Annotated in this window: 14 protein-coding genes and 1 pseudogene; 10 read left to right on the top strand and 5 right to left on the bottom strand. The window is 64.3% G+C overall.

What is annotated here, in order from left to right; genetic code table 11:
- Positions 1-483 precede the first annotated feature (483 nt).
- A complete protein-coding gene (locus tag ACZ1I2_RS08725; protein ID WP_465177166.1) occupies positions 484-1701 on the top strand; it encodes an N-acetylmuramoyl-L-alanine amidase in 1218 nt (405 codons plus the stop codon).
- Between the two features lie 242 nt (positions 1702-1943).
- Here ACZ1I2_RS08725 and ACZ1I2_RS08720 read toward each other — a convergent pair whose 3' ends face one another.
- On the bottom strand, positions 1944-2105 hold the full coding sequence (locus tag ACZ1I2_RS08720) for a hypothetical protein (protein WP_465174388.1): 162 nt from the start codon (positions 2103-2105) through the stop codon (positions 1944-1946).
- A 247-nt stretch (positions 2106-2352) separates the two neighbouring features.
- Between ACZ1I2_RS08720 and ACZ1I2_RS08715 the strand changes: the two genes are divergently transcribed.
- Entirely contained in the window at positions 2353-2631 is a 279-nt protein-coding gene (locus tag ACZ1I2_RS08715) for a hypothetical protein (protein ID WP_465174389.1), read from the top strand.
- Between the two features lie 131 nt (positions 2632-2762).
- Here ACZ1I2_RS08715 and ACZ1I2_RS08710 read toward each other — a convergent pair whose 3' ends face one another.
- Positions 2763-4724, bottom strand: coding sequence for an alkaline phosphatase family protein (locus tag ACZ1I2_RS08710; RefSeq protein WP_465174390.1), 1962 nt, complete (start codon positions 4722-4724; stop codon positions 2763-2765).
- A 615-nt stretch (positions 4725-5339) separates the two neighbouring features.
- Here ACZ1I2_RS08710 and ACZ1I2_RS08705 point away from each other — a divergent pair.
- Entirely contained in the window at positions 5340-6548 is a 1209-nt protein-coding gene (locus ACZ1I2_RS08705) for an HNH endonuclease (RefSeq protein WP_465174391.1), read from the top strand.
- A 214-nt stretch (positions 6549-6762) separates the two neighbouring features.
- Here ACZ1I2_RS08705 and ACZ1I2_RS08700 read toward each other — a convergent pair.
- Positions 6763-7394, bottom strand: a pseudogene (locus ACZ1I2_RS08700) (tyrosine-type recombinase/integrase).
- Positions 7395-7617: 223 nt separating this feature from the next.
- Positions 7618-8976: a hypothetical protein gene (locus ACZ1I2_RS08695; RefSeq protein ID WP_465174392.1), complete on the bottom strand. Its 1359-nt coding sequence runs from the start codon at positions 8974-8976 to the stop codon at positions 7618-7620.
- Between the two features lie 556 nt (positions 8977-9532).
- Between ACZ1I2_RS08695 and ACZ1I2_RS08690 the strand changes: the two genes are divergently transcribed.
- From ACZ1I2_RS08690 to ACZ1I2_RS08660, 7 genes are all read left to right on the top strand, one after another.
- Positions 9533-10294: a helix-turn-helix domain-containing protein gene (locus tag ACZ1I2_RS08690; RefSeq protein ID WP_465174393.1), complete on the top strand. Its 762-nt coding sequence runs from the start codon at positions 9533-9535 to the stop codon at positions 10292-10294.
- A gap of 103 nt (positions 10295-10397) precedes the next feature.
- Positions 10398-12920 carry a penicillin-binding protein 1A gene (locus ACZ1I2_RS08685; RefSeq protein WP_465174394.1) on the top strand — a complete coding sequence of 841 codons (2523 nt, stop codon included), beginning with the start codon at positions 10398-10400 and terminating at the stop codon, positions 12918-12920.
- Between the two features lie 155 nt (positions 12921-13075).
- Positions 13076-14203, top strand: coding sequence for a peptide chain release factor 2 (gene prfB, locus ACZ1I2_RS08680; protein WP_465170079.1), 1128 nt, complete (start codon positions 13076-13078; stop codon positions 14201-14203).
- Between the two features lie 98 nt (positions 14204-14301).
- Positions 14302-15000: a class I SAM-dependent methyltransferase gene (locus ACZ1I2_RS08675; protein ID WP_465170080.1), complete on the top strand. Its 699-nt coding sequence runs from the start codon at positions 14302-14304 to the stop codon at positions 14998-15000.
- A 109-nt stretch (positions 15001-15109) separates the two neighbouring features.
- The gene (locus ACZ1I2_RS08670) at positions 15110-15784 is read left to right on the top strand and encodes a hypothetical protein (protein ID WP_465174395.1); all 675 of its coding nucleotides are present in this window, start codon (positions 15110-15112) and stop codon (positions 15782-15784) included.
- A 68-nt stretch (positions 15785-15852) separates the two neighbouring features.
- Entirely contained in the window at positions 15853-17856 is a 2004-nt protein-coding gene (locus tag ACZ1I2_RS08665; protein WP_465174396.1) for an SPFH domain-containing protein, read from the top strand.
- Between the two features lie 86 nt (positions 17857-17942).
- A complete protein-coding gene (locus ACZ1I2_RS08660) occupies positions 17943-18737 on the top strand; it encodes a thymidylate synthase (RefSeq protein WP_465174397.1) in 795 nt (264 codons plus the stop codon).
- On the opposite strand, the gene ACZ1I2_RS08655 is transcribed toward ACZ1I2_RS08660, so the two are convergent.
- Positions 18734-19978, bottom strand: coding sequence for a phage tail sheath family protein (locus tag ACZ1I2_RS08655; protein WP_465174398.1), 1245 nt, complete (start codon positions 19976-19978; stop codon positions 18734-18736). The genes ACZ1I2_RS08660 and ACZ1I2_RS08655 overlap by 4 nt on opposite strands.
- Between the last annotated feature and the right edge of the window lie 24 nt (positions 19979-20002).

Below are 20002 nucleotides of genomic sequence, written 5' to 3'. Positions count from 1 at the left end.
GCGCGATTGTGATGCGGCGACGTGGTGGCGGAATTGCCGCCCTTGTCCGTGCCGCGTGTGGTTTCGAAAAATGCCTCTGTTCGCGATCCACGCCCCGGCATCTGGCCCTGGGCATCCCGCGCGCTCGCGATCCCGCCGGCATGAACCGGGCGGTGCGAGGGGCGGGAAAAATGCATCATGCGAACGTCAACCTGAAGAGCCGCCACCGAGAAATCCGGTGCGGCCATGGGACCGAACAGACGCCAGAAGAGGCGCTTGCCGGTGCAATTTCATGCCTAGCACCGCTGTGCTCGCGCAGCAACCGGGACGTTTCTCCCCGGGTACGCCGCAATTTCATGTCAAATTTCGTTACCCGCCATTTTCTGCTACCCATGATGGGAGGAGTGCCCGCCTGCACCGCGGGTTGTTGTTTTGTACCCGATGGGATCCCGCCCCGTGCCTTTTCGCTGGACCATTGCCCTGCCGGAACTGCATTACCGACCGGTGTCGTTCCTTCTCGCTTTCCTGGCCTGCTGGTTCGGCGGCGCCCCCGCCTGGGCCGCGACGATCGAGCGGGTCGAGATCCGGCGGGACCGCATCGTCATCCGTTTTGACCAGCGCGTCGCCGACGCCTCCAGCTTCACGCTCAACCGGCCCCAGCGGATCGCGGTCGACGTCACCGGCGCCACGCCGGGTTCGCCGGTCCGGGCAAGCGGGGCAAAGGGCGTGGTCTCGGCGGTGCGCCAGTCGCCGCGCGGCGCGGACGGACTCCGCATCGTGTTCGACCTCAACCATCCGGCGATCGTCACGGAGGGGAGCTTCGGCGCTGATGGCCGCGAGCTGACCCTCGCGCTGCGCACCGTCGACGATGCCCGCTTCGCCCGCGCCACGGCGGACCGGCGCCTGCGCTTCCTGCCAAGCTTCGATATGGGGAGGGCCGCGCCGGCGCGCAAATATGAGGTATCGGTGCCCATCCCCAGGGCCCGCCGCAGCCTGGCGCTGCCGCGCGTCTATGGCGATGACGACAGCCGCCCGCTGGTGGTGATCGATGCCGGCCATGGCGGCGTCGATCCAGGCGCGATCTCGCCGGTCGACGGCCGCCGCGAAAAGGACGTGACCCTGAGGATCGCCCGGGCGATCCGCGACGAACTGCTCCACTCGGGCCGGGTCCGCGTCGCGCTGACCCGCGAGGACGACCGGTACCTCGTACTGAAGGAACGCTATGGCATCGCCCGCAAGCTGAAGGCGAGCCTGTTCATCTCGATCCATTGCGACAGCGTGGACAGCAGCGACGCGTCCGGCGCGACCATCTACACCTTGTCCGAGGTCGCGTCCGACAAGGAATCCGCCAGGCTGGCAGCGCGCGAGAACAAGGCGGACATCATCGCGGGCGTCAACCTCGCCTCCACCTCGGCCGATATCTCCTCGATCCTCATCGACCTCACCCAGCGCGAGACGATGAACAGCTCGGCCAGCTTCGCCCGGCTGCTCGGGCGAGAGGCCCAGCCCTTGATCCCGATGAAGCCCAACTTCCACCGCATGGCGTCGCTGATGGTGCTGAAGGCGCCCGACATGCCGTCGATCCTGTTCGAGACCGGCTATATCTCCAACCCCAAGGACGCCGCCTTCATCGATTCGCCCGAAGGCCGCGACCGCATCGCCGAAAGCGTCCGCCGCGCCGTCGAGATCCATTTCGCAAGGCGGCTCGTGGCGAAAGAATGATGCAGGCCCCGGGGCGCCGGCTCATCGGCGCGGCTTGTGACGGCTGGCGTGTCATTGACTCGTTGCTCAACGATGATCGTCCCCGATACGGCATTTATCGGCTAACGACCGGACGCGCCAAACCCCTGGGGAACCGAGCATCATGAGCGGAATGTGCGGCATCGTCCGCTTTGACGGCGCCCCGGCGTCCCCGGCGGACCTCGACCGGATGATGCGCGCGTTGAGCACCGTACGGGCTGGCTCTAGCTGGGGCCGGCGCTGTAGGGGATGCTGTTAAGAGTGATCTCGAAAGAAAGCGCAGCGTCCTTGGCGGTCGCATTCTGAATTTCCTCGGACCGGATCAATACCGGCGCCACCCATTTCCGCTTGGCGGACTTCTCGCTATTTGCCGGCATCTGTTCCATGTGGATCTCCAGGTTGTGCAGCTATTGCCAGCGGTTTCGGTACCGGCTTGTCACAACGCCGCCTGACGTACAATCTCCTACTGCAGCCAGGCCCCGTTTTCTTCGGCGACCGCACTGGCCGGCGCGTCCGCGACGCGAGGCGCCGTTCCGGCCAGGCCCCTGCCTCCCCGATACCCATCTCCTGTCAGCTGCCGCCCTCTGGATCGGGCGCACCCCGTTCCCCATCTCTCACGCGAGGGAGACGACCATGGTCAGCACATCCAACGACGGCATCATGTCCGAATATCTCATCAAATACGCTCTGGTGAAATCGCGCGCGGGCGAACGCCCCACCGAGCTGCTCGAAACCCTGTACATGTCCGAGCGCTTTCAGGCGGGCGACGACCTGAAACTGGCGCGCCGGAATTATGACCACGCGGTGTGGAACGGCGTTCCGGCATCGGAGATGGATCGCCGCCTGGCCGCGCTGGACGCGTTCATGAAGGACCTGGCGCGCAATCGCGCTACGATGTGGGGCCTCAACTGATCGGTAGAGCAAGATGACTTCAGGTCGATCCTGCTTCATCCGTTCGTCTCAACTAGCCATCGGGTAGCGCCGCAGGCGCATAGCAAGATGGCGGGGCCGCGAGCTTCATGCCCGCCGCGGCCCCGAATAGTCTAGGCGTCGCGGCTCTTTCCGCCCGGCGTCGCCAGACGCGCGCGAAGAGCCGCCTCATGCCCGGCACGCCGCTGCTGAACCCGGGCCATGACGTTGCGGAAATAGCTGTCCACCTCGCCATAGGAAGGCATCGGCGACCTTACCGAAGGCGCGGGGAGCGGCGCGATGAGCTCCTCGGGCGCGATCGTCGTGACCGGCGCCGCGGCGGACAACTCTTTGTCGGTCTTGCGCGCGCAGTGCAGGAATCCGGGCAGATTGCCCTGTTCCTGGATCGGCACCGTCATCAGCGCGGCGCGCTCGGCGACGGCCGATGGCGACACCGGCATGGGGGTGCGTCCGGCGGCAAGCGTCGGCGCCGGACGCGCCTCGGCACTGTCGGCGCCCAGCAGGTGCAGGAAATCGTTCGCCGCCGCGTCGCGCGCGGTCAACGGGCCGAATCCCAGCAATCGCTCGAGCGTCGCCGGAACCGAGCTGTGGTCGTACGGCGTCGGGTCTGTTCCGCGCGTCACCATCGGCGACACGATCACCGCCGGCACGCGCACGCCCAGCTGGTTGAAGATGAAGCCGTTGGTCCCCGGGCTGTCCTGCGTGTCGGGTGGGACAGTGCCGCCGGGTGCGACCGAATCATAGAAGCCGCCATGCTCGTCATAGGTGATGACCAGCATGCTGTAGGGCCAGAGCGGCGACGAGGCGATCGCATTGACGACCTCGGCGATCAGGTTCTCGCCGCCCGACACGTCGTCCTCGGGATGCTGTGAGGAGCCGCCCTTGTAGGTGTTGCCGGTGATGTCGCCGTAATTGGGCTCGATGAAGGTGTAACGATAGGGATAGCCGCTGGCGACGTCGCTGGCGAACGCGGTGATGCTCTTCACCGCCAGCGGATCAGCAAGCGAGATGCCCTTGAGCGCGGTCACCTGCGGAATCGAGCCCCCGACGTTGAGGGTGTCGTCATGATAGATTCGCCAGGGGATGCCATGGGCGTTGAGCGCGTCGAAGATCGATCCGCTGCGATAGGTGAAGCCGCTGACCGTCTCCCATGCGGTAATCTGCGTGCCTGACGGGCTGTCGTCGAGGCTCGTATAGCCGCCGCCGTCCTGATACGCCGACGAGGCGCCGTGGACGTAGAAGCGGTTGGGCCAGGTCGGACCGGGCAGCGACGAGTACCAGTTGGTGCACAGCGCATAGCGATTGGCCAGCTGCGCGATGACGGGAACCTGCGCCGGGGCAAGGCACTTCATGATGTCACCGATCTCGTCGGCGGTCGGCGTGCCCGTCTTCTCCGAATTGCTGGTCGCGTAATTCGCCGCAAATCCCGACATCTGCGGTGTCGGATAATTGGGTGGGGTGTAGGTCGCCTTTTCACCGCCGAGCTGTTCGAGGACGTCGCTGAACTCGTGGCCGGGATCGGTCGGCATGCCGGTCGGGGTCGAGGTGTCGCTGACGGTGTAGGTCTGCCCCATGTAGCTGTTGCTGTTCGCCGCCGGTGTCCCGTTGAGCGCGGCGAACATGTTGTCGAAGGAATGGTTCTCCAGCATCAGCACGAAGACATGCTGGATGGTCGAGTAATTGCCGGTGCGAATCATGCTCGCGCCGCAATTTCCCGAATTGAGGTTGATCGCGAAATTGTCCCAGTCGACGGTGAAGGTCGGTGACGATCCGTCATCCTTGAACCCCCACTCGCCGATCAGCATGCATTCCTTCCAATAGGGCAGCAACGGATCGTCGGGCACGCTGCTGACATAGACACCGGGACGGCTGCCGCCCGAGGGAGCGACCGACGCATACCAGAAATCGCCCGGCGTCGCGGTATCCCAGTCGACCGTGACGGGTCCGATCTTGCCCTTGGGCGGCACGTTGCCCTGGGTGATCCCCGTCGAGCCATAGTTCGTACTATAATGGTAGAGCGAAAGCACGGCATAGGAATCAGTATTGTTTTGCAGATATATCTTGGCGCTACCCATGATCTTCCCCCCGAATCGAAAAATCCGCACGAGTCAGCCCGATACGTATCTTTTCGGGTTGATCGCTACAAATCCCGTTGCCCCCAATATGACGGGAAACTCTTGGTTTTCGGCTAGCGGCTGGATGCCTGCGAGGTTGGGAATTTCGTGGACACTGTACTGAATGTCGATGCGCAAGGATGCGTGCTCGCCATCACTGGCAATGACCGGAGATGGATCGCCGCTTGGCAGCGCTGGGCGCGTTCATGAACGAACCGGCGCACGATCGTGCTGCCATGTGGGTCTCAACTGATCGCTGGCTCGGTCCGTTTGCCGGGGTTGCGGCAATTAGCGGACGGGCGCGTATTGGGCCGTCAGAAGACTCGCAGGTTTTGAGCTAGGCGATTGGCGAAGCAGACATTCGCACTTAGTCGGCGCATAGTCGCTTCGGCCCTCTGGGGACCTTCGAACGAGGCGCGGGACACGACTGATGTCAGCCCGAAGCGGCAGTTATTCCTCGAAGAAGAATTGCGATTTCAAGCAACCCAACGTTGGGAGCGAGACTACCATTTGAGTTGCGACTATTCTCCGGAGTTCTAAGAATCATCCCTTGAAAAGCCGAGCGCAAGAGACCGCATGTCCGAAGTAATGAAAGCCTTGAGAGGCAGCGCCGATCCGTTGGAAAACGATCTCGCCCGGGTTTACGATCATTGGCAGGAGGTCAAGCGCAACCAAGGCCAGCGGGCGGGGCTCGGGTATGAACCCCGGGACATCAAGTTAATGGGCGCGGTCTCGGTGATTTCCTCCCGGGTCTTGAACGCCTCCGCCGGGTTCGAGGAGGTTGACCCGGATCAGAGCTATGAAGCCTTGGTCATCAAATACCCGGAGCGGTTCCCCCTGGACGTGATTGCGGCCGCACAGGAGCGGTTAAAGCTCGGGGCGAGCAAGGTGCAGGAGTTCCGGCGGCAGGACATTCAGTTCTTCGTCAAATCCAGCTCAATCGAGCTATTCAGAGAGCCGGGAGTTCGCCCCTCGGCCGAAAGCTGGGTCGATCGGGATGCAACCTTGCCCGATCTTCACAATGAGAACAGCTATGCAGACGAGATTTTGACCACGGGCTTCCGGGGCTTCGTGTGGCTGCATGAGCAGGAGAAGGACGGCGAGCGCGGGCGGGGTTTGACGGCCTTGGTAGAGTTCGGTCCCATGCAGCCGGATCGCCACGCGCGGGTGCTGGATGCGGTGTTATTCGAGCGCCCCGTTGGGAAGGAACTCTTAGAAGCCCACAAGGATGACGGGACGTTCATTGCCAGTATGGGAGCGAGCCGCCACAGCCGGATTTGGCCGATCTCCGATAGCGATGTGGACTCGCTTCTGTCCGCCGTTCGGGAGAAGGTTCACAAGATCGCGCAGTATGAGAACCAGAACCCGGACCCGCACGAGTCCGTGAACCTTGAGAAGATCGAAGACACTACGGCCCTGCGCCAAGTGGTTCTGCGGCGATACCAGAGCGCGTTCCGGCAGGCCCTCTTGAGCAAACGCCCGAACCGCTGCGCGATCACTGGGACAAGCGAACTTTCGGTTTTGGAAGCTGCCCATATCATACCGTACGCCGAACGGTTTGCCGATCGGGACAAGCCCGAGAACGGGCTTCTGTTGCGGAGCGACATTCACAAGCTCTTTGATGCGCACCTGATTTCGATCGACCCCGAGACGAAGATTATCGAGGTTTCAGAGCGGATTGCATCGTCGGATTACCAAAGCCTTCGCGGTAAGACGCTCACTGATGAAGTGTCCGCGAAGAGCCTCAGTTTCCACTTTGAGAATTTCCGCAAACATCGAAAATAATCTGGGGAACGACGACTGGCAGCTCTGCCCTGTGTCGCAGTCATTCATTCTGTGCGCAGCGAAAGTCGGCGCTCCGCCCTTATCGTCCTTCGCACATCGCGCAATGAACGGCCGCTCTGCAAGCCGGGCCGAGAACCCTCGAACGCCCGACATTGGGGCGCATCTCTGACCGACTGTTATAACGGCCCGTCGAGTCGACGACGGGCCGCCGGGATCAGATTTCTGTCCTTTCCGCGAGTAAGAGCGCGTCTTCGACGTCCACGCCGAGGTACCTGACGGTGTTTTCGATCTTGGTGTGTCCGAGCAGGATTTGGATGGCCCTGATGTTGCCGGTTGCCCGATAGATCATTGCCGCCTTTGTGCGCCGAAGTGAGTGAGTCCCATATTCAGCGAGTCGCAGGCCGGCCGCGGTGACCCACTCATCGATAAGGCGGGCATATTGTCGGGTTCTTAAATGGCCCGTGCGATCGACGCGGCTTGGAAAAGCATAATCGTCGACAGTGCCGCCACGCCGCTCTAACCACGCAAGCAGGCTCGCGCGGACGTCGGCCGTCAGCTCGAACTGGACGGGTCGGCCGGTCTTCTGCTGGATGATAATCGACCTGGTTCTGATCTCGGCACCGGAGACGACATCGCCGATCTTGATCTTGACCAGGTCGCAGCCACGCAGCTTGCTGTCTAGCGCGAGGTCGAAAAGCGCCCGATCACGGAGCCGCCGTTCACGATCGAGAAAAAATCGCACCGCCAGATCTGTTTCTGTGTGAGTGGCCGCTTAGTGCCGACCATCTTCCCAGCATTCCATGCAGGCCGGTTCTGCATGGCGGGGTCGTAGTGTGAATGTCCCATCGTTCTTCTCCACGGCCGTCATTGGCCACAGAGATTCTCGCGTTCAAGTCCTTCTTCGCGGTTTCGGCTCGCTGCGGCAGCTTACGACCAAAATGCGTCGTTCGCCTATCGGCCTTCGAACGGCAGCTTCCGCCAGAACCAGCCATTGGCACGGCGCAATGCGGCCTGGCATAGATGGCCCAAAGCTGCCGTTCCGAAGCAGTTCCCAGCCAGCTGATAGCGGTCATCCGTTCAACCGCGTAGCAGCCATGCCCCGTCTCACTGTGAACATCCACGAATATCCGTTCTTAATGGCGCCGCCGTCGAAATTTTCACGCGCTAGCGACACCGATCCGAACGGGATGTCGGCCTGAAAATCCTTCAGCGACGCGATCTGCATCTTGAGCCGTTCCACGGCGTCGAAACTCACTGCCTGCTCGAGCAGGTGCATGGCGTGGAGGATAAACACATCTTCGGCCTCGGCGCGGTCGGCAGTCACGTTGACGTTAAGCTTCACCTTCAGAACCGTCGCCGCGTGTTGCGTGCCGTCAATGTAATAGGCGATGTTGTTGCGCCAGATGCCGTCACCCTTTCCGAGCTCGCGCATCGGGCTCGAAGCGCCCCATTCATCCTCGTACCGGTGATTATAATGGCCCGTGTCCACGCCCACGTCCGCTAGGAACTGCGTCGCCAGATAGGGCGACCATCCTTCTTTTGGCGGCACGGCGGGAGGGCTCGCTTCCCGTTCCTTTAATGCCAGCAGCGCCGTCAGCGTGTGCTTCAGCTCAACCTTGTTCGCCGGGCGTGCCGATTGGATCGATTTTCGCCAGCGTTCCAGCAGATCGAGATCGGTTCGAATGCGCGTGATCGCCAGCCACCGTGCATAGGGAACCAGCGCCTTGTCGATCCCGAAGATCGAGATGGTCGTAAACATCTCATTATAAGCGACATAGGTCCGCCACGCGTACAGGAACGGCAGGAAGGCGACCGACAAGATGATCGGGATGACCAGTTCAAGCCAGTTCGTCCATGTGAACGTGTCGCGCCACAATTCGACCGACTTCCACAGGCTGAACCCGATATAGGAAAATCCGATCAGGCCGGAGAGACAGCCCATAAGTTTGGCGACGGGCGCGTGCTCTGGTTTATGCTTGGCCATCTCCGCCATCAGGACGACGATGGTGACCAACGGCAGGGCGATCAGCTCCACGATCAGCGGGAAGCTGTAGAGTTCCGCGATGAAGGTGACCAACACCGCCACGCTGAGGATTTCCGCTGTGATCTTGCCGAGCCCCGCCTTGCGGTTCTTGGCCGTCGCCACCTCGAACATGGTGACGAAAGCGAACGTCACGAGCCAAAGAATAGTGGTTTTCAAATTTGCGACTGACCACCAACCCATATAGCTGACCAGGAAAATCTCGCCGGTAGCGTAAAGTGCGGCGATCCCAAGTGGTGTGATAAGCGCAGGCTGGAACAGCGCCCTTATCACAGCGCCCAAGCTATCGCGCGTAGATTTGTCGATCAGCACGAAAGCCACAAAGACCGCGAACCAGATTGCCGATGCTATCTCGCGGTCGCTTATGGAGTTGATGATGGCGTTCATCCCAACACAGGACACAATATCGGCGAGGGCCGCAATGGGGTGGCGTGACTTCGGCATCTGACGCCGGATTTGCCTCGCGGCAGAGACCCGACTGCGCGTCCTTATTCCGCCAGCAGCTGGCGAAAGCAGACCGCCCGCTACCGGCCCGGATTAAATCAATCGACTATCGCATCCGCGTAAAGATGCAGAGTCCGCTCTTGCCAAAAGCGGCCCTTTGAGTGGCGAACCGGGAACGACGGCTTTGTCCCCAGGTGCGGACCTTCGTGGGCGCGCGACGGAGGGCTCGTGAGAACGGCAGCTTTGAGGGACAAATATCGACGGTGGAAACGACCGCAATTGGGGCGCCTTCCTGCCATGCGCAAAGACCGCAATCTTCGCTACCGGACACAATTTGCCCACCTCCGACGCTGTCAGGCTCTGACTTATCCAATAACATATTGATTTACAACAGATATTAAGGGATATCGCCGCCACCCGAAAATGTCAGCAACCCGCATGACATTTCTCCCATCACCCATCGATTCAAACCTCCCCCACACTCCGCTATCCCGGCGCCATGATCTACGAGCCGAAATTCGCTGACGAGGCCGACGCCATGTGCCGTCTCGGCGCGACCGACGAGGAGCTCGCCGAGCATTTCGGGGTGTGCGTGCGCACCATCTATCGCTGGCGCAACACGCATGAGGAATTCGCCGAGGCCGTGGTCGTCGGCAAGGAGCATGCCGATGCCCGGGTCGAACGCGCGCTCTATTCCCGCGCCGTCGGCTGCTCGGTCGAGCGCACCAGGGTCTTCATGGGCGCGGGCGATGCCAAACCCGTCTACGCGACCTATCGGCATCACTTCCCGCCCGATACCAGCGCCGCGCTGCACTGGCTGCGGGTGCGCCAGCCGAACAAATGGGGCATCGGCGCGCCGGAGGACGACCCGTACACCGGCCGGAAAGCGCTGGCGGAGGCCATCCGCCGCTCCGAACAATATGAGGCCGCAAAAGCCGCCGCGCAGCGGGAGCAGTGGGCACCACGGCCGGCGCCGATGCCTGAAGCCCCCGATACCGATCCCGATCTGGAGCCCGACGCTGACCTCGACGACTGGCCGGACGACGATCCGGTCGCGGAGCCCGCATGGCGGCCTGACGAAGACCCGGCCTCCTATCTGGACCCGGCTCGGCCGCCCGTTCAGTCTCCCCCGGGCCCGAAGCCGACGTCTCGCCCGAAGCCGCCTCCGCCACCCATCTTCCCGTCGCCACCGCAAGCGGCCGCCGCCCCGAAACCGGTCTTCATGCCCCTGCCCCGCTTTCAGCGCGGGGGCTTTGGTTAGCCCGCCCGCCGCCCGCTACCCGCCCGATCCGGCCTCTCGCGCGGCATGATGGAAGGACTGAGGCTGGCAAGCCCCGAGAAACTTGCTAGAGCGTCGGCCCTGTATGACCAGTACCGAATCCAGCGTGAAGTTCCGCCTCCGCCGCGACGTGGAGGGAATTCGTGGTCTCGTCGAGCGGGCCTGGGGGCGCTGGTGGGTCAAGGCGCTCGCCATTCTCGCGGTGCTGATCGCCATCGTCTATGCGATCTTCTGGTATGTCTTCGCCAGCGACCTGCCCTCGGTCGACAAGCTGCGCGCCTATGAGCCGCCCCTGCCGACCAATGTGCGCGGCGTCGACGGCATGCCGGTCCAGAGCTATGCCCGCGAGCGCCGCGTCGAGCTGAGCTATGCCGAATATCCGCCGCTGCTCGTCCGCGCCTTCCTCGCCGCGGAGGACAAGACGTTTTTCGAGCATCACGGCGTCGACTATCCCGGCATGGCCGGTGCGGTGATCGACTATGCGACCAAGATGGGCACCGGCCGCCGCGCCAAGGGCGGATCGACCATCACGCAGCAGGTCGCCAAGAATCTGCTGATCGGCAACACCTACTCACCGACGCGCAAGATCAAGGAAGCGATCCTCGCCTACCGGATCGAGGATACGCTGACCAAGCAGCAGATCCTCGAACTGTATCTCAACCAGATCGCGCTCGGCCGGAATGCGTTCGGCGTCGAGGCGGCGAGCTATGCCTATTTCAACAAGGAACTGAGCCAGCTCGACCTCGCGCAGATGGCCTATCTCGCCATCCTGCCCAAGGGCCCATCCAATTACGATCCGTTCCGCAGCACCCAGCGCGCGCTCGACCGGCGCAATTACGTGCTGGGCGAAATGCTGAAGAACGACTTCATCACCCAGGCGCAGCACGATCAGGCCGTGGCCGAGCCGCTTGGCGCGGTGCCGCGCCAGACGCCCAAGACCGAGGTCGCCGGTGCCGGCTATTTCGTCGAGGAAGTCCGCCGCCAGCTGATCGACAAATATGGCGAGGACGAGAAGGCCGGGCCGTACAGCGTCTATTCGGGCGGCCTGTGGGTACGCACCTCGCTCGACACGAAGATTCAGCTCGATGCCCAGACGGCGCTGCGCAACGGCCTGGTCCGGTTCGATCGCGGGCGCGGCTGGAGCGGCCCGTTGCGCCATGTCGAGATTTCGGGCGACAACTGGCAGTCCGCGCTGCTCAACACCAATCTCCGCCTCGACTATCTCGACTGGCGCGCCGCGATCGTCACCGCGATCGGCGGCGGTTCCGCCACGCTCGGCTTCGGCAACGGCCAGACCGGCACCCTGCCCGCCTCGGGCGCGCAGATGCCGGTGCGCGGCCAGGGCGGCACGGCCTTCGCCGCGCTGAAGGTCGGCGACATCCTGGCGGTCGCGCCGGAGGGCGGCGTCTTCGCGTTGCGCTCGGTGCCGAAGATCTCGGGCGGCTTCGTCGTCGAGGAACCCGCGACCGGCCGCGTGCTGGCGATGCAGGGCGGCTTCGATTCGAGCCTCCAGTCGTTCAACCGCGCCACCCAGGCGATGCGCCAGCCCGGCTCCACGATCAAGCCGATCGTCTATGCCGCGGCGTTGCAGGGCGGGATGACGCCCGCCTCGATCATCGTCGACGGGCCGTTCTGCGTCTATCAGGGCGCGAGGCTCGGCCAGAAATGCTTCCGCAACTTCGGCGGCGGCGGCTCCGGCCCGCACACCATGCGCTGGGGTGTCGAGCAGTCGCGCAACCTGATGACGGTGCGTGCCGCCTCGCAGACCGGCATGGAGCATGTCGTGTCGCTGATGGACCAGATCGGCGTCGGCAAATATCCGCCCTATCTCTCCTTCGCGCTCGGCGCCGGCGAGACGACGGTGATGCGCATGGTCAACGCCTATGCGATCCTCGCCAACCAGGGCCGCGGCCATCCCGCCACGCTGATCGATTTCGTGCAGGACCGTCACGGCAAGGTGATCTGGCCGGAGAACTGGCGCGCGTGCGATCGCTGCAACGCGCCCGACTGGAACGGCAAGCCGATGCCCCGCCCGGTGACGCGCGGCCGCCAGATCGTCGACGCGCAGAGCGCCTATCAGATGGTGCATATCGCCGAAGGCGTGATCCAGCGCGGCACCGCGACCGTGCTGCGCGATCTCGACCGCCCGATGTTCGGCAAGACCGGCACCAATTCCGGCCCGACCGATGTGTGGTTCATCGGCGGCACCCCGCAGATGATCGGCGGCGTCTATATCGGCTATGATTCCCCGACAGGGCTCGGCGGCTATGCCCAGGGCGGCACCATCGCGGCCCCGATCTTCAAGGAATTCGCGCTCAAGGCCTATGAAGGCATGGAGAAGATCCCGTTCCGCGCGCCCGCCGGCATCCGCATGGTCAGGATCGATCGCGCCTCGGGCAAGCCGGTATTCGGCGCCTGGCCGACCAGCGACCCGAAAGCCGCGGTGATCTGGGAAGCGTTCAAGCCGGAAAGCGAACCGCGCCGCGCGCGCCGCGACCTCGAGACGGACGCCGCCGCCGACAAACCCAAGGAAGCCAAGCCCGTCGAGCGCCAGGAAACGGCACCGCGCGATTCCGACTTCCTCCAGCGCGAAGGCGGTATCTATTGATCGGGCAACCGCCTTCAGCCGCGCCGGTCGGGCGCCAAATCGCATCCCGTAGCAGCCGCTTCTTGCCAAGGACGGGCGGAATCTACTAGCCCGCCCTATCTATCCCTGTGAGCCGGCTCCTGCCGGCATGACGAGTATTTTCCGGAGTTTCCACCATGCGCGCCGAAGCGCAGGCTCATGTCGACACCATCAATGACGCGCTCGCGCTGCTCCGCCGCTTTCTCGACTGGGATCGCGCGCTCCGGCGGCTCGACGAGCTGAACGCGCGCGTCGAGGACCAGGCGCTCTGGAACGATCCCAAGCTCGCCCAGTCGGTGATGCGCGAACGCCGCCGTCTCGAAGAGGCGATCAACGCCACGCGCGCCATCCAGACCGAGCTCGACGACACCGCCGAGCTGATCGAGATGGCCGAGGCCGAGGGCGACGAGGAAATGGCGGCCGACGGCACCAGGAGCCTGGCCGATCTCGCGTCGCGCGCGGAGCATGACAAGATCCAGGCGCTGCTCGCCGGCGAGGCCGACGGCAACGACACCTATATCGAAGTCAATTCGGGCGCCGGCGGCACCGAGAGTCAGGACTGGGCCGGCATGCTGCAGCGCATGTACACCCGCTGGGCCGAACGCCATGGCATGAAGGTCGAGCTGGTCGACCAGCATTCGGGCGAGCAGGCCGGCATCAAGTCGGCGACGATGCTGGTCAAGGGCGAGAACGCCTATGGCTATGCCAAGACCGAAAGCGGCGTGCACCGCCTCGTCCGCATCAGCCCCTATGACAGCGCGGCGCGGCGCCACACCAGCTTTGCCAGCGTCTGGGTCTATCCGGTCATCGACGAGAATATCGAGGTCGAGATCAACGAGAGCGAGCTGCGCATCGACACCTATCGTGCGTCGGGCGCGGGCGGGCAGCACATCAACACGACCGATTCGGCGGTGCGCATCACCCACATCCCGACCGGCATCGTGGTGCAGTGCCAGAACCAGCGCAGCCAGCACAAGAACAAGGCCGAGGCGTACAACCAGCTCCGCGCCAAGCTCTATGAGCGCGAACTGCAGATCCGCGAAGCCGCCGCCAATGCGGAGAACGCGACCAAGACCGATATCGGCTGGGGCCACCAGATCCGCTCCTATGTGCTCCAGCCCTATCAGCTGGTGAAGGACCTGCGCACCGGCGTGACCTCGACCAGCCCCTCCGACGTGCTGGACGGCGATCTCGATTCCTTCATGGCGGCTGCCCTGTCGCAGCGGGTGACCGGCGAGACGGTCGAGGTGGAGGACGTCGATTGAGGCTGTTCACCCGCCGTTCGTTTCGAGCGCAGTCGAGCAACATGACCGTGGCGCCTGCCGCGGTTTCTCGACTGCGCTCGAAACGAACGGTCCTGGGGATGGGCCTGCTCCTCGCACTGGCCGCCTGCGAGCCGGGGCCTGCGCGCGTCGCCGAGGAACAGGACAAGGCCGGCCCCTTCCCCGCCGCGGATCGCCCGGTCGCCCATATCATCTCGTCGCGCTGGTCGACCGAGGAAGCCCGTGACCGGCTGAACGAGGCGTCCGAGGTGATGGACAAGGCCGGGCTCAAGGCCGGCATGACCGTCGCCGATATCGGCGCCGGCGAGGGCTATTACACGATCCGCGCCGCCGCCCGTGTCGGCAAGGATGGCCGCGTGCTCGCCGAGGATATCGTCGCCGGCGTCCGCGACGCGCTGGCCGAGCGCGTCGCGCGCGAGCGGCTCGACAATGTCAGCGTGCGCCTCGGCCTGCCCGCCAATCCACGCCTGCCCGATGCGAGCTTCGACCGGGTGCTGATGGTGCACATGTACCATGAGATCGAGCAGCCCTATGAATTCCTCTGGCGCATGCGGCCCTCGCTGAAACCCGACGGCCTGGTCGTGGTGGTCGACGCCAACCGCGCGACTCAGGATCACGGGACCCCGCCGGGCCTGCTGCGCTGCGAGATGGCGGCGGTCGGCTATAGCCAGGTCGGGATGTACGACATGCCCTCGGCCGGCGGGTATCTCGCCACCTTCCGCGCGGTCGGGCCGAGGCCGGAGCCCAGGGCGATCAAGCCGTGCAAGCTTCCCCACTAGAGCGCGTTCGACCAAGGTCGAATCGCTCCAGATTTTGTTGTCGCGTTTTCCGAGCCGCTGACTGTTCCAGCCAGCTCGAAAACGCTCTGGACTGACCACTCAGGCGATCATGGCCAACGGCGACCCAGGCCCTGACGGCGATGACCACGCAATCCTGCCATGGCGCCTCGTGGCCGGCGCCTTTCTTCACTTTGCCGTGCCCGCCTATACCCTCACGGTACCGCTCGCCTGCCTGTTCGCCGCCCCGCCCGCCGCGACGGTCGAGGATGTCCTGAAACTGGCCCTGCCGTTCAGCGGCTGGTTCCTTGCGCTCTATGCCGCCTTCGGCACGCTCTTCTCGCTCGGCGCCGCGCTGCTCGACCCGGCGCTTCGCCGATCGCGGCGCCGGCGCGACGCGCGCGACCCTCGACGCGCGGCGCTGCGATCGGCGGAGCGCCTGTCCCGGGCCATTGCCGGAGGCCGGCGCCTGTACGGCGACCGGGCACCCCCTGCGCTCGACAGGCTTGCCGCGACGCCGTGCGACCATGCCGATCCGCGTTGCCAGGCGCTGTCGGCGGACCTCGCCGAGATCGTGCGCACCTCCGCAGCGGCCCTGGCCACCGCGCCGGCCGAGCGCCGCGACGCGATCCTGGAGAGGGCGGCCGTCGCGCTTGATCGGATCGACCGCGCAGTCGCCGCCCTGCGCGCCGAGCGCGGACGCCTCGACGAAGGCGATGCCTTGACCGTCGCACGCTATGTCGAATCTCGATACGGGCCTTCCGATTTCACTGGAGACCAGCCCTGAACAGGCGTAAATAGACTAGGAGCGCGGCTCTTGCGCTCGTCTAAAGGTCCCAAGGACACCCCCACAAAATGACAAATATGTACATGCTCGGCGCATCGGCCGTCGTGGTGCTCGTCGTCGTTTTACTTTTCACCATCTCTCGCTGCGTGCGATATGTCGGGAACAATCGCGTCGCCATCGTAGAGAAACTATGGAGTCGTCGCGGTTCCGTGCCCGGCGGGCTGATCGCGCTCAATCGAGAGGCAGGATATCAGCCCGAGGTGTTGCGTGGCGGCTATCACTTCTTCATCCCGTTTCAGTACCGGATTCACGCGCAGCCGCTGGTTACTATCCCGCAAGGCCAGGTCGGTTACGTCTTCGCGCGAGATGGCGCACCGCTCGGCCCGACCCAGACGCTGGCGAGCAACCTGCGCACCGCCGATTTCCTCGATGTCCGCACCTTCCTGAGCGAGGGCGGGCAAAAGGGTCCGCAGCGCACGATCCTGCGTGAAGGCACCTATGCCATCAACCTCGCCCAGTTCGTCATCATCACGCGCGAGCATATCTATGGCCTGATGCTCGAGGCCGCCGACCGCGATCTGTTCGCGGAGATGCAGAGCGTCATCGAGGACCGCACCGGCTTCGGCGCGGTGGTGATCAAGGACGCGTCCGACCAGATCGGCGTGGTGACGGTGCATGACGGTCCGGCGCTCACCGCCGACCAGATCATCGCGCCCGAGGTCGGCGTCGATCAGGCGGACACCGCCACCTTCCACAACAGCTTTCAGGATCCCGAGAAGTTCATCGCTGCGGGCGGACGTCGCGGGCGTCAGCTCCAGGTGCTGGTCGAGGGCAGCTATTTCATCAACCGCCTGTTCGCGACGGTCGAGATGGTCGCAAAGACCGTGATCGAGGTCGGCCATGTCGGCGTGGTGATCAGCTATACCGGCGACAGCGGCGCCGACACCTCGGGCGACGATTACCGGCACGGCGAGCTGGTCGATCGGGGCACCCGCGGCGTCTGGAGCGATCCGCTGCTGCCGGGCAAATATGCCTTCAACACCTATGCCGGCAAGATCGTCATCGTGCCGACCACCAACTTCATCTTGAAATGGGATGCGGACACGACCGGACAGCACAAGCTCGACGAGAATCTGTCCGAAGTGTCGCTGATCACCCGCGACGCGTTTGAACCGACCCTGCCGCTCTCGGTCGTGGTGCATATCGATTACCGCAAGGCGCCGCTGGTGATTCAGCGCTTCGGCGACATCAGGAAGCTGGTCGAACAGACGCTCGACCCGATGGTCTCGGCCTATTTCAAGAACGTCGCGCAGAAGCGCACGCTGATCGAGCTGTTGCAGGAACGCTCCGACATCCAGGAGCAGGCCGGCGATCAGATGCGCGCCAAGTTCAGCGGCTATAATCTGGAATTGCAGGAGGTGCTGATCGGCACGCCCCGTGCCGCCGCCGGCAACGACCAGATCGAGAAAGTGCTGCAGCAGTTGCGCGAACGCCAGGTCGCCGAGGAACAGGTCGCGACCTATCAGAAGCAGCGCGTCGCGGCGCAGGGCGAGAAGGAGCTTCGCGAGGCTCAGGCCCGCGCGCATCAGCAGACCGCGATCACCGAGTCCGAGCTCTCGATCACCGTGCAGGAGAATCAGGGCAAGGCAGCCGTGAAGCGCGCGACTCAGGATGCGGAGCAGACGCGCACCTTGGCCAAAGCCGAGTCGGACCGCATCCGGATCATCGGCGAGGGCGAAGCGGCGAAGGTCGTGGCGCTGGCAGGTGCCGAGGCGGACCGCATCACCAAGACCGGTCTGGCGACGGCCGAGACGATCGAGAAGCAGGCGGCTGCCTCGGGCGGCGCGCAATATCAGCTGACGCGCCAGGTGATCGAGCGGCTCGCCGAGGCGCTGGAGAAGTCGGGCGTCGACATCGTCCCGCGGGTGCAGATCAACACCGGCGGCGAACGCGGCGAAAACGGCGGTTCGATCCAGGCGCTGATCGGCATGATGCTGTCCGAAAAGGGCATGGCGATGCTGGGTAGCCCGGCCGCAGCCAATGATCCGGAAGAGACCGTCGCAGCCGAATAGTCGTGGCGTCAGCGGGCGCCGCCGGTCTGGCGGTGCCCGCGCGCTGATCGCTTGGCGCGGGGCCGGCGCCGCGCTATCGGTCGGCCATGCGTCAGTATCTCGACCTCATGCAGCGCGTGCTCGACACCGGCGCGGAACAGATGGACCGCACCGGCACGGGCACGCTTTCCGTGTTCGGTCACCAGATGCGCTTCGACCTGGCGAAGGGCTTCCCCGTCCTCACCACCAAGAAGCTCCACCTCCGCTCGATCATCGTCGAGCTGCTATGGTTCCTGCGCGGCGACACCAACGTCCAGTGGCTGCAGGACCGCAAGGTGAGCATCTGGAACGAATGGGCGGATGAGGAAGGCGAGCTCGGGCCGGTCTATGGCAAGCAATGGCGCGACTGGGACGCAACCGATGGCGGCCATATCGACCAGATCAAGGACCTGATCGGGCAGATAAAGACCAGCCCCGCCTCGCGCCGCCAGATCGTCACCGCCTGGAACCCCGGCGACCTTCACGCCATGGCGCTCGCGCCCTGCCACTGCCTGTTCCAGACTCATGTCGCGAACGGCCGGCTGTCGCTGCAGCTCTACCAGCGCTCGGCCGACATCTTCCTCGGCGTGCCGTTCAACATCGCCAGCTATGCGCTGCTCACCCATATGCTCGCGCAGCAATGCGGACTCGAGCCGGGCGAGTTCATCTGGACCGGCGGCGACTGCCATCTCTATTCCAACCATCTCGATCAGGCGCGCGAGCAGCTCTCGCGCGAGCCGGGTCCGCTGCCGCGGCTCGAGATCCTGCGCAAACCGGGCGGGATCGACCAATATGAGTATGAGGATTTCCGCCTCGTCGGATATGAGGCGCAGGCGCACATCAAGGCGCCCGTCGCGGTCTAGTCGGAGCCCGCCATCTGCTGCGTGAAGTCGAGCACGATGAACTCGGCCGGATGGATCATCTGCAAGGCGACGGAGACGCGCATCATGCCGTCCAATATATCCTGTCCGGTCATCGTCGATCCCAGTCCCACCCGGACCTGAAACGCGTCCGACGCCTTGTCGCCCATCAGGCCGCCCTGCGCCCAGAGCCCGGTCAGGAAATTCGAGATCATCGCGGTCACGCTCGCCCAGGTCCGTTGCGTATTGGGCGCGAAGACGAAGGGCTGGAGCGCCGCCTTGATCGACTGTTCGATATAGATCAGCGTCCGCCGCACCTGGATGTAGCGATAATCGTTGCTGTTGCCGTCGAGCGTGCGGGCGCCCCAGATCACGACGCCCCGGCCGGGGAACAGCCGGGTCGCGTTTACCGCCAGCCCGTCCACCGGCACATTCATGTCGCCCTGCTCGGCATCGTTGATCGGGATCGTCACGCCGTCGACCATCGCGACCGAGAGATTCGCCGGCGCATTCCACACGCCGCGGCTGCTATCGGTATCCGCATAGAGGCCGGCCATCGCAGGAGAGGCCGGCATGATCCGCCGATTGCCGCCGATCACCGCGTCGAGGAACGGGAAATAGCTCGCGCCATAGCTGTGCGCGTCACCCTCCAGCGCCATGCCGGCGCGGAAGCGGGAGATGGCGTCATCGATCAGCGCGGGCGTGTCGTTGGCCGGATCGCGGCCACCCGGCACGTCGAGGATCGCGAATCGGTCCCGCAATGCAGCGCCCTGATTCACCATCGCGCAGGCAAAGGAATGATAGTCCGCCTCGGCCATCGCCAGCGCATCCGGCGCGACGAGCAGGGTGGGCCCATTCTGCCGCGCGACGACATCGAGGCCGGTGCCGAGACGCTGCGGCGCCAGCCCGCCCTCGCCCAGATCGGCGGTGAAATCGGCGAAGCTGCCGACCGACACCACATAACAATTGCCGCCGCCATTGCCGAAGAACAGGGCGAGGCTCTCCCAGAGAATCGGGGCGATTCCAGTCGCGTCGCCGCTCCAGCCCATGCCGAAAAAGGTCTGATAGTCGATCAGCGAGGCGATCTGCGTCGGCCGGTTCTCGAGCGATGCGCCACTGTCCGGCTCGATCGCCTTCTCGCTATAGCCGATAAAGGCGGGAATGGCGGTCGGCACCCCGGCAATCGAGGGCGGAAAGCCGGGCAGCTCCTCGACATAGACGCCCGGCGTCTTCAGTTCGTTCATGTCCACCCCCCGATGCCTGAATGG

The sequence above is a fragment of the Sphingomonas sp. BL-S-29 genome (assembly GCF_055521495.1).
Note: the sequence above shows the minus strand (reverse complement) of the source record. Positions and strands in the feature narration are given on the sequence as shown.

Coding starts and splice junctions, on each gene's coding strand:
- ACZ1I2_RS08695 (WP_465174392.1), bottom strand. CDS start 8,976: ATGAACGCCATCATCAACTCCATAAGCGACCGCGAGATAGCATCGGCA.
- ACZ1I2_RS08665 (WP_465174396.1), top strand. CDS start 15,853: ATGACAAATATGTACATGCTCGGCGCATCGGCCGTCGTGGTGCTCGTC.
- ACZ1I2_RS08705 (WP_465174391.1), top strand. CDS start 5,340: ATGTCCGAAGTAATGAAAGCCTTGAGAGGCAGCGCCGATCCGTTGGAA.
- ACZ1I2_RS08720 (WP_465174388.1), bottom strand. CDS start 2,105: ATGGAACAGATGCCGGCAAATAGCGAGAAGTCCGCCAAGCGGAAATGG.
- ACZ1I2_RS08690 (WP_465174393.1), top strand. CDS start 9,533: ATGATCTACGAGCCGAAATTCGCTGACGAGGCCGACGCCATGTGCCGT.
- ACZ1I2_RS08655 (WP_465174398.1), bottom strand. CDS start 19,978: ATGAACGAACTGAAGACGCCGGGCGTCTATGTCGAGGAGCTGCCCGGC.
- ACZ1I2_RS08675 (WP_465170080.1), top strand. CDS start 14,302: ATGGGCCTGCTCCTCGCACTGGCCGCCTGCGAGCCGGGGCCTGCGCGC.
- ACZ1I2_RS08660 (WP_465174397.1), top strand. CDS start 17,943: ATGCGTCAGTATCTCGACCTCATGCAGCGCGTGCTCGACACCGGCGCG.
- ACZ1I2_RS08715 (WP_465174389.1), top strand. CDS start 2,353: ATGGTCAGCACATCCAACGACGGCATCATGTCCGAATATCTCATCAAA.
- ACZ1I2_RS08670 (WP_465174395.1), top strand. CDS start 15,110: ATGGCCAACGGCGACCCAGGCCCTGACGGCGATGACCACGCAATCCTG.
- ACZ1I2_RS08710 (WP_465174390.1), bottom strand. CDS start 4,724: ATGGGTAGCGCCAAGATATATCTGCAAAACAATACTGATTCCTATGCC.
- ACZ1I2_RS08685 (WP_465174394.1), top strand. CDS start 10,398: ATGACCAGTACCGAATCCAGCGTGAAGTTCCGCCTCCGCCGCGACGTG.
- prfB (WP_465170079.1), top strand. CDS start 13,076: ATGCGCGCCGAAGCGCAGGCTCATGTCGACACCATCAATGACGCGCTC.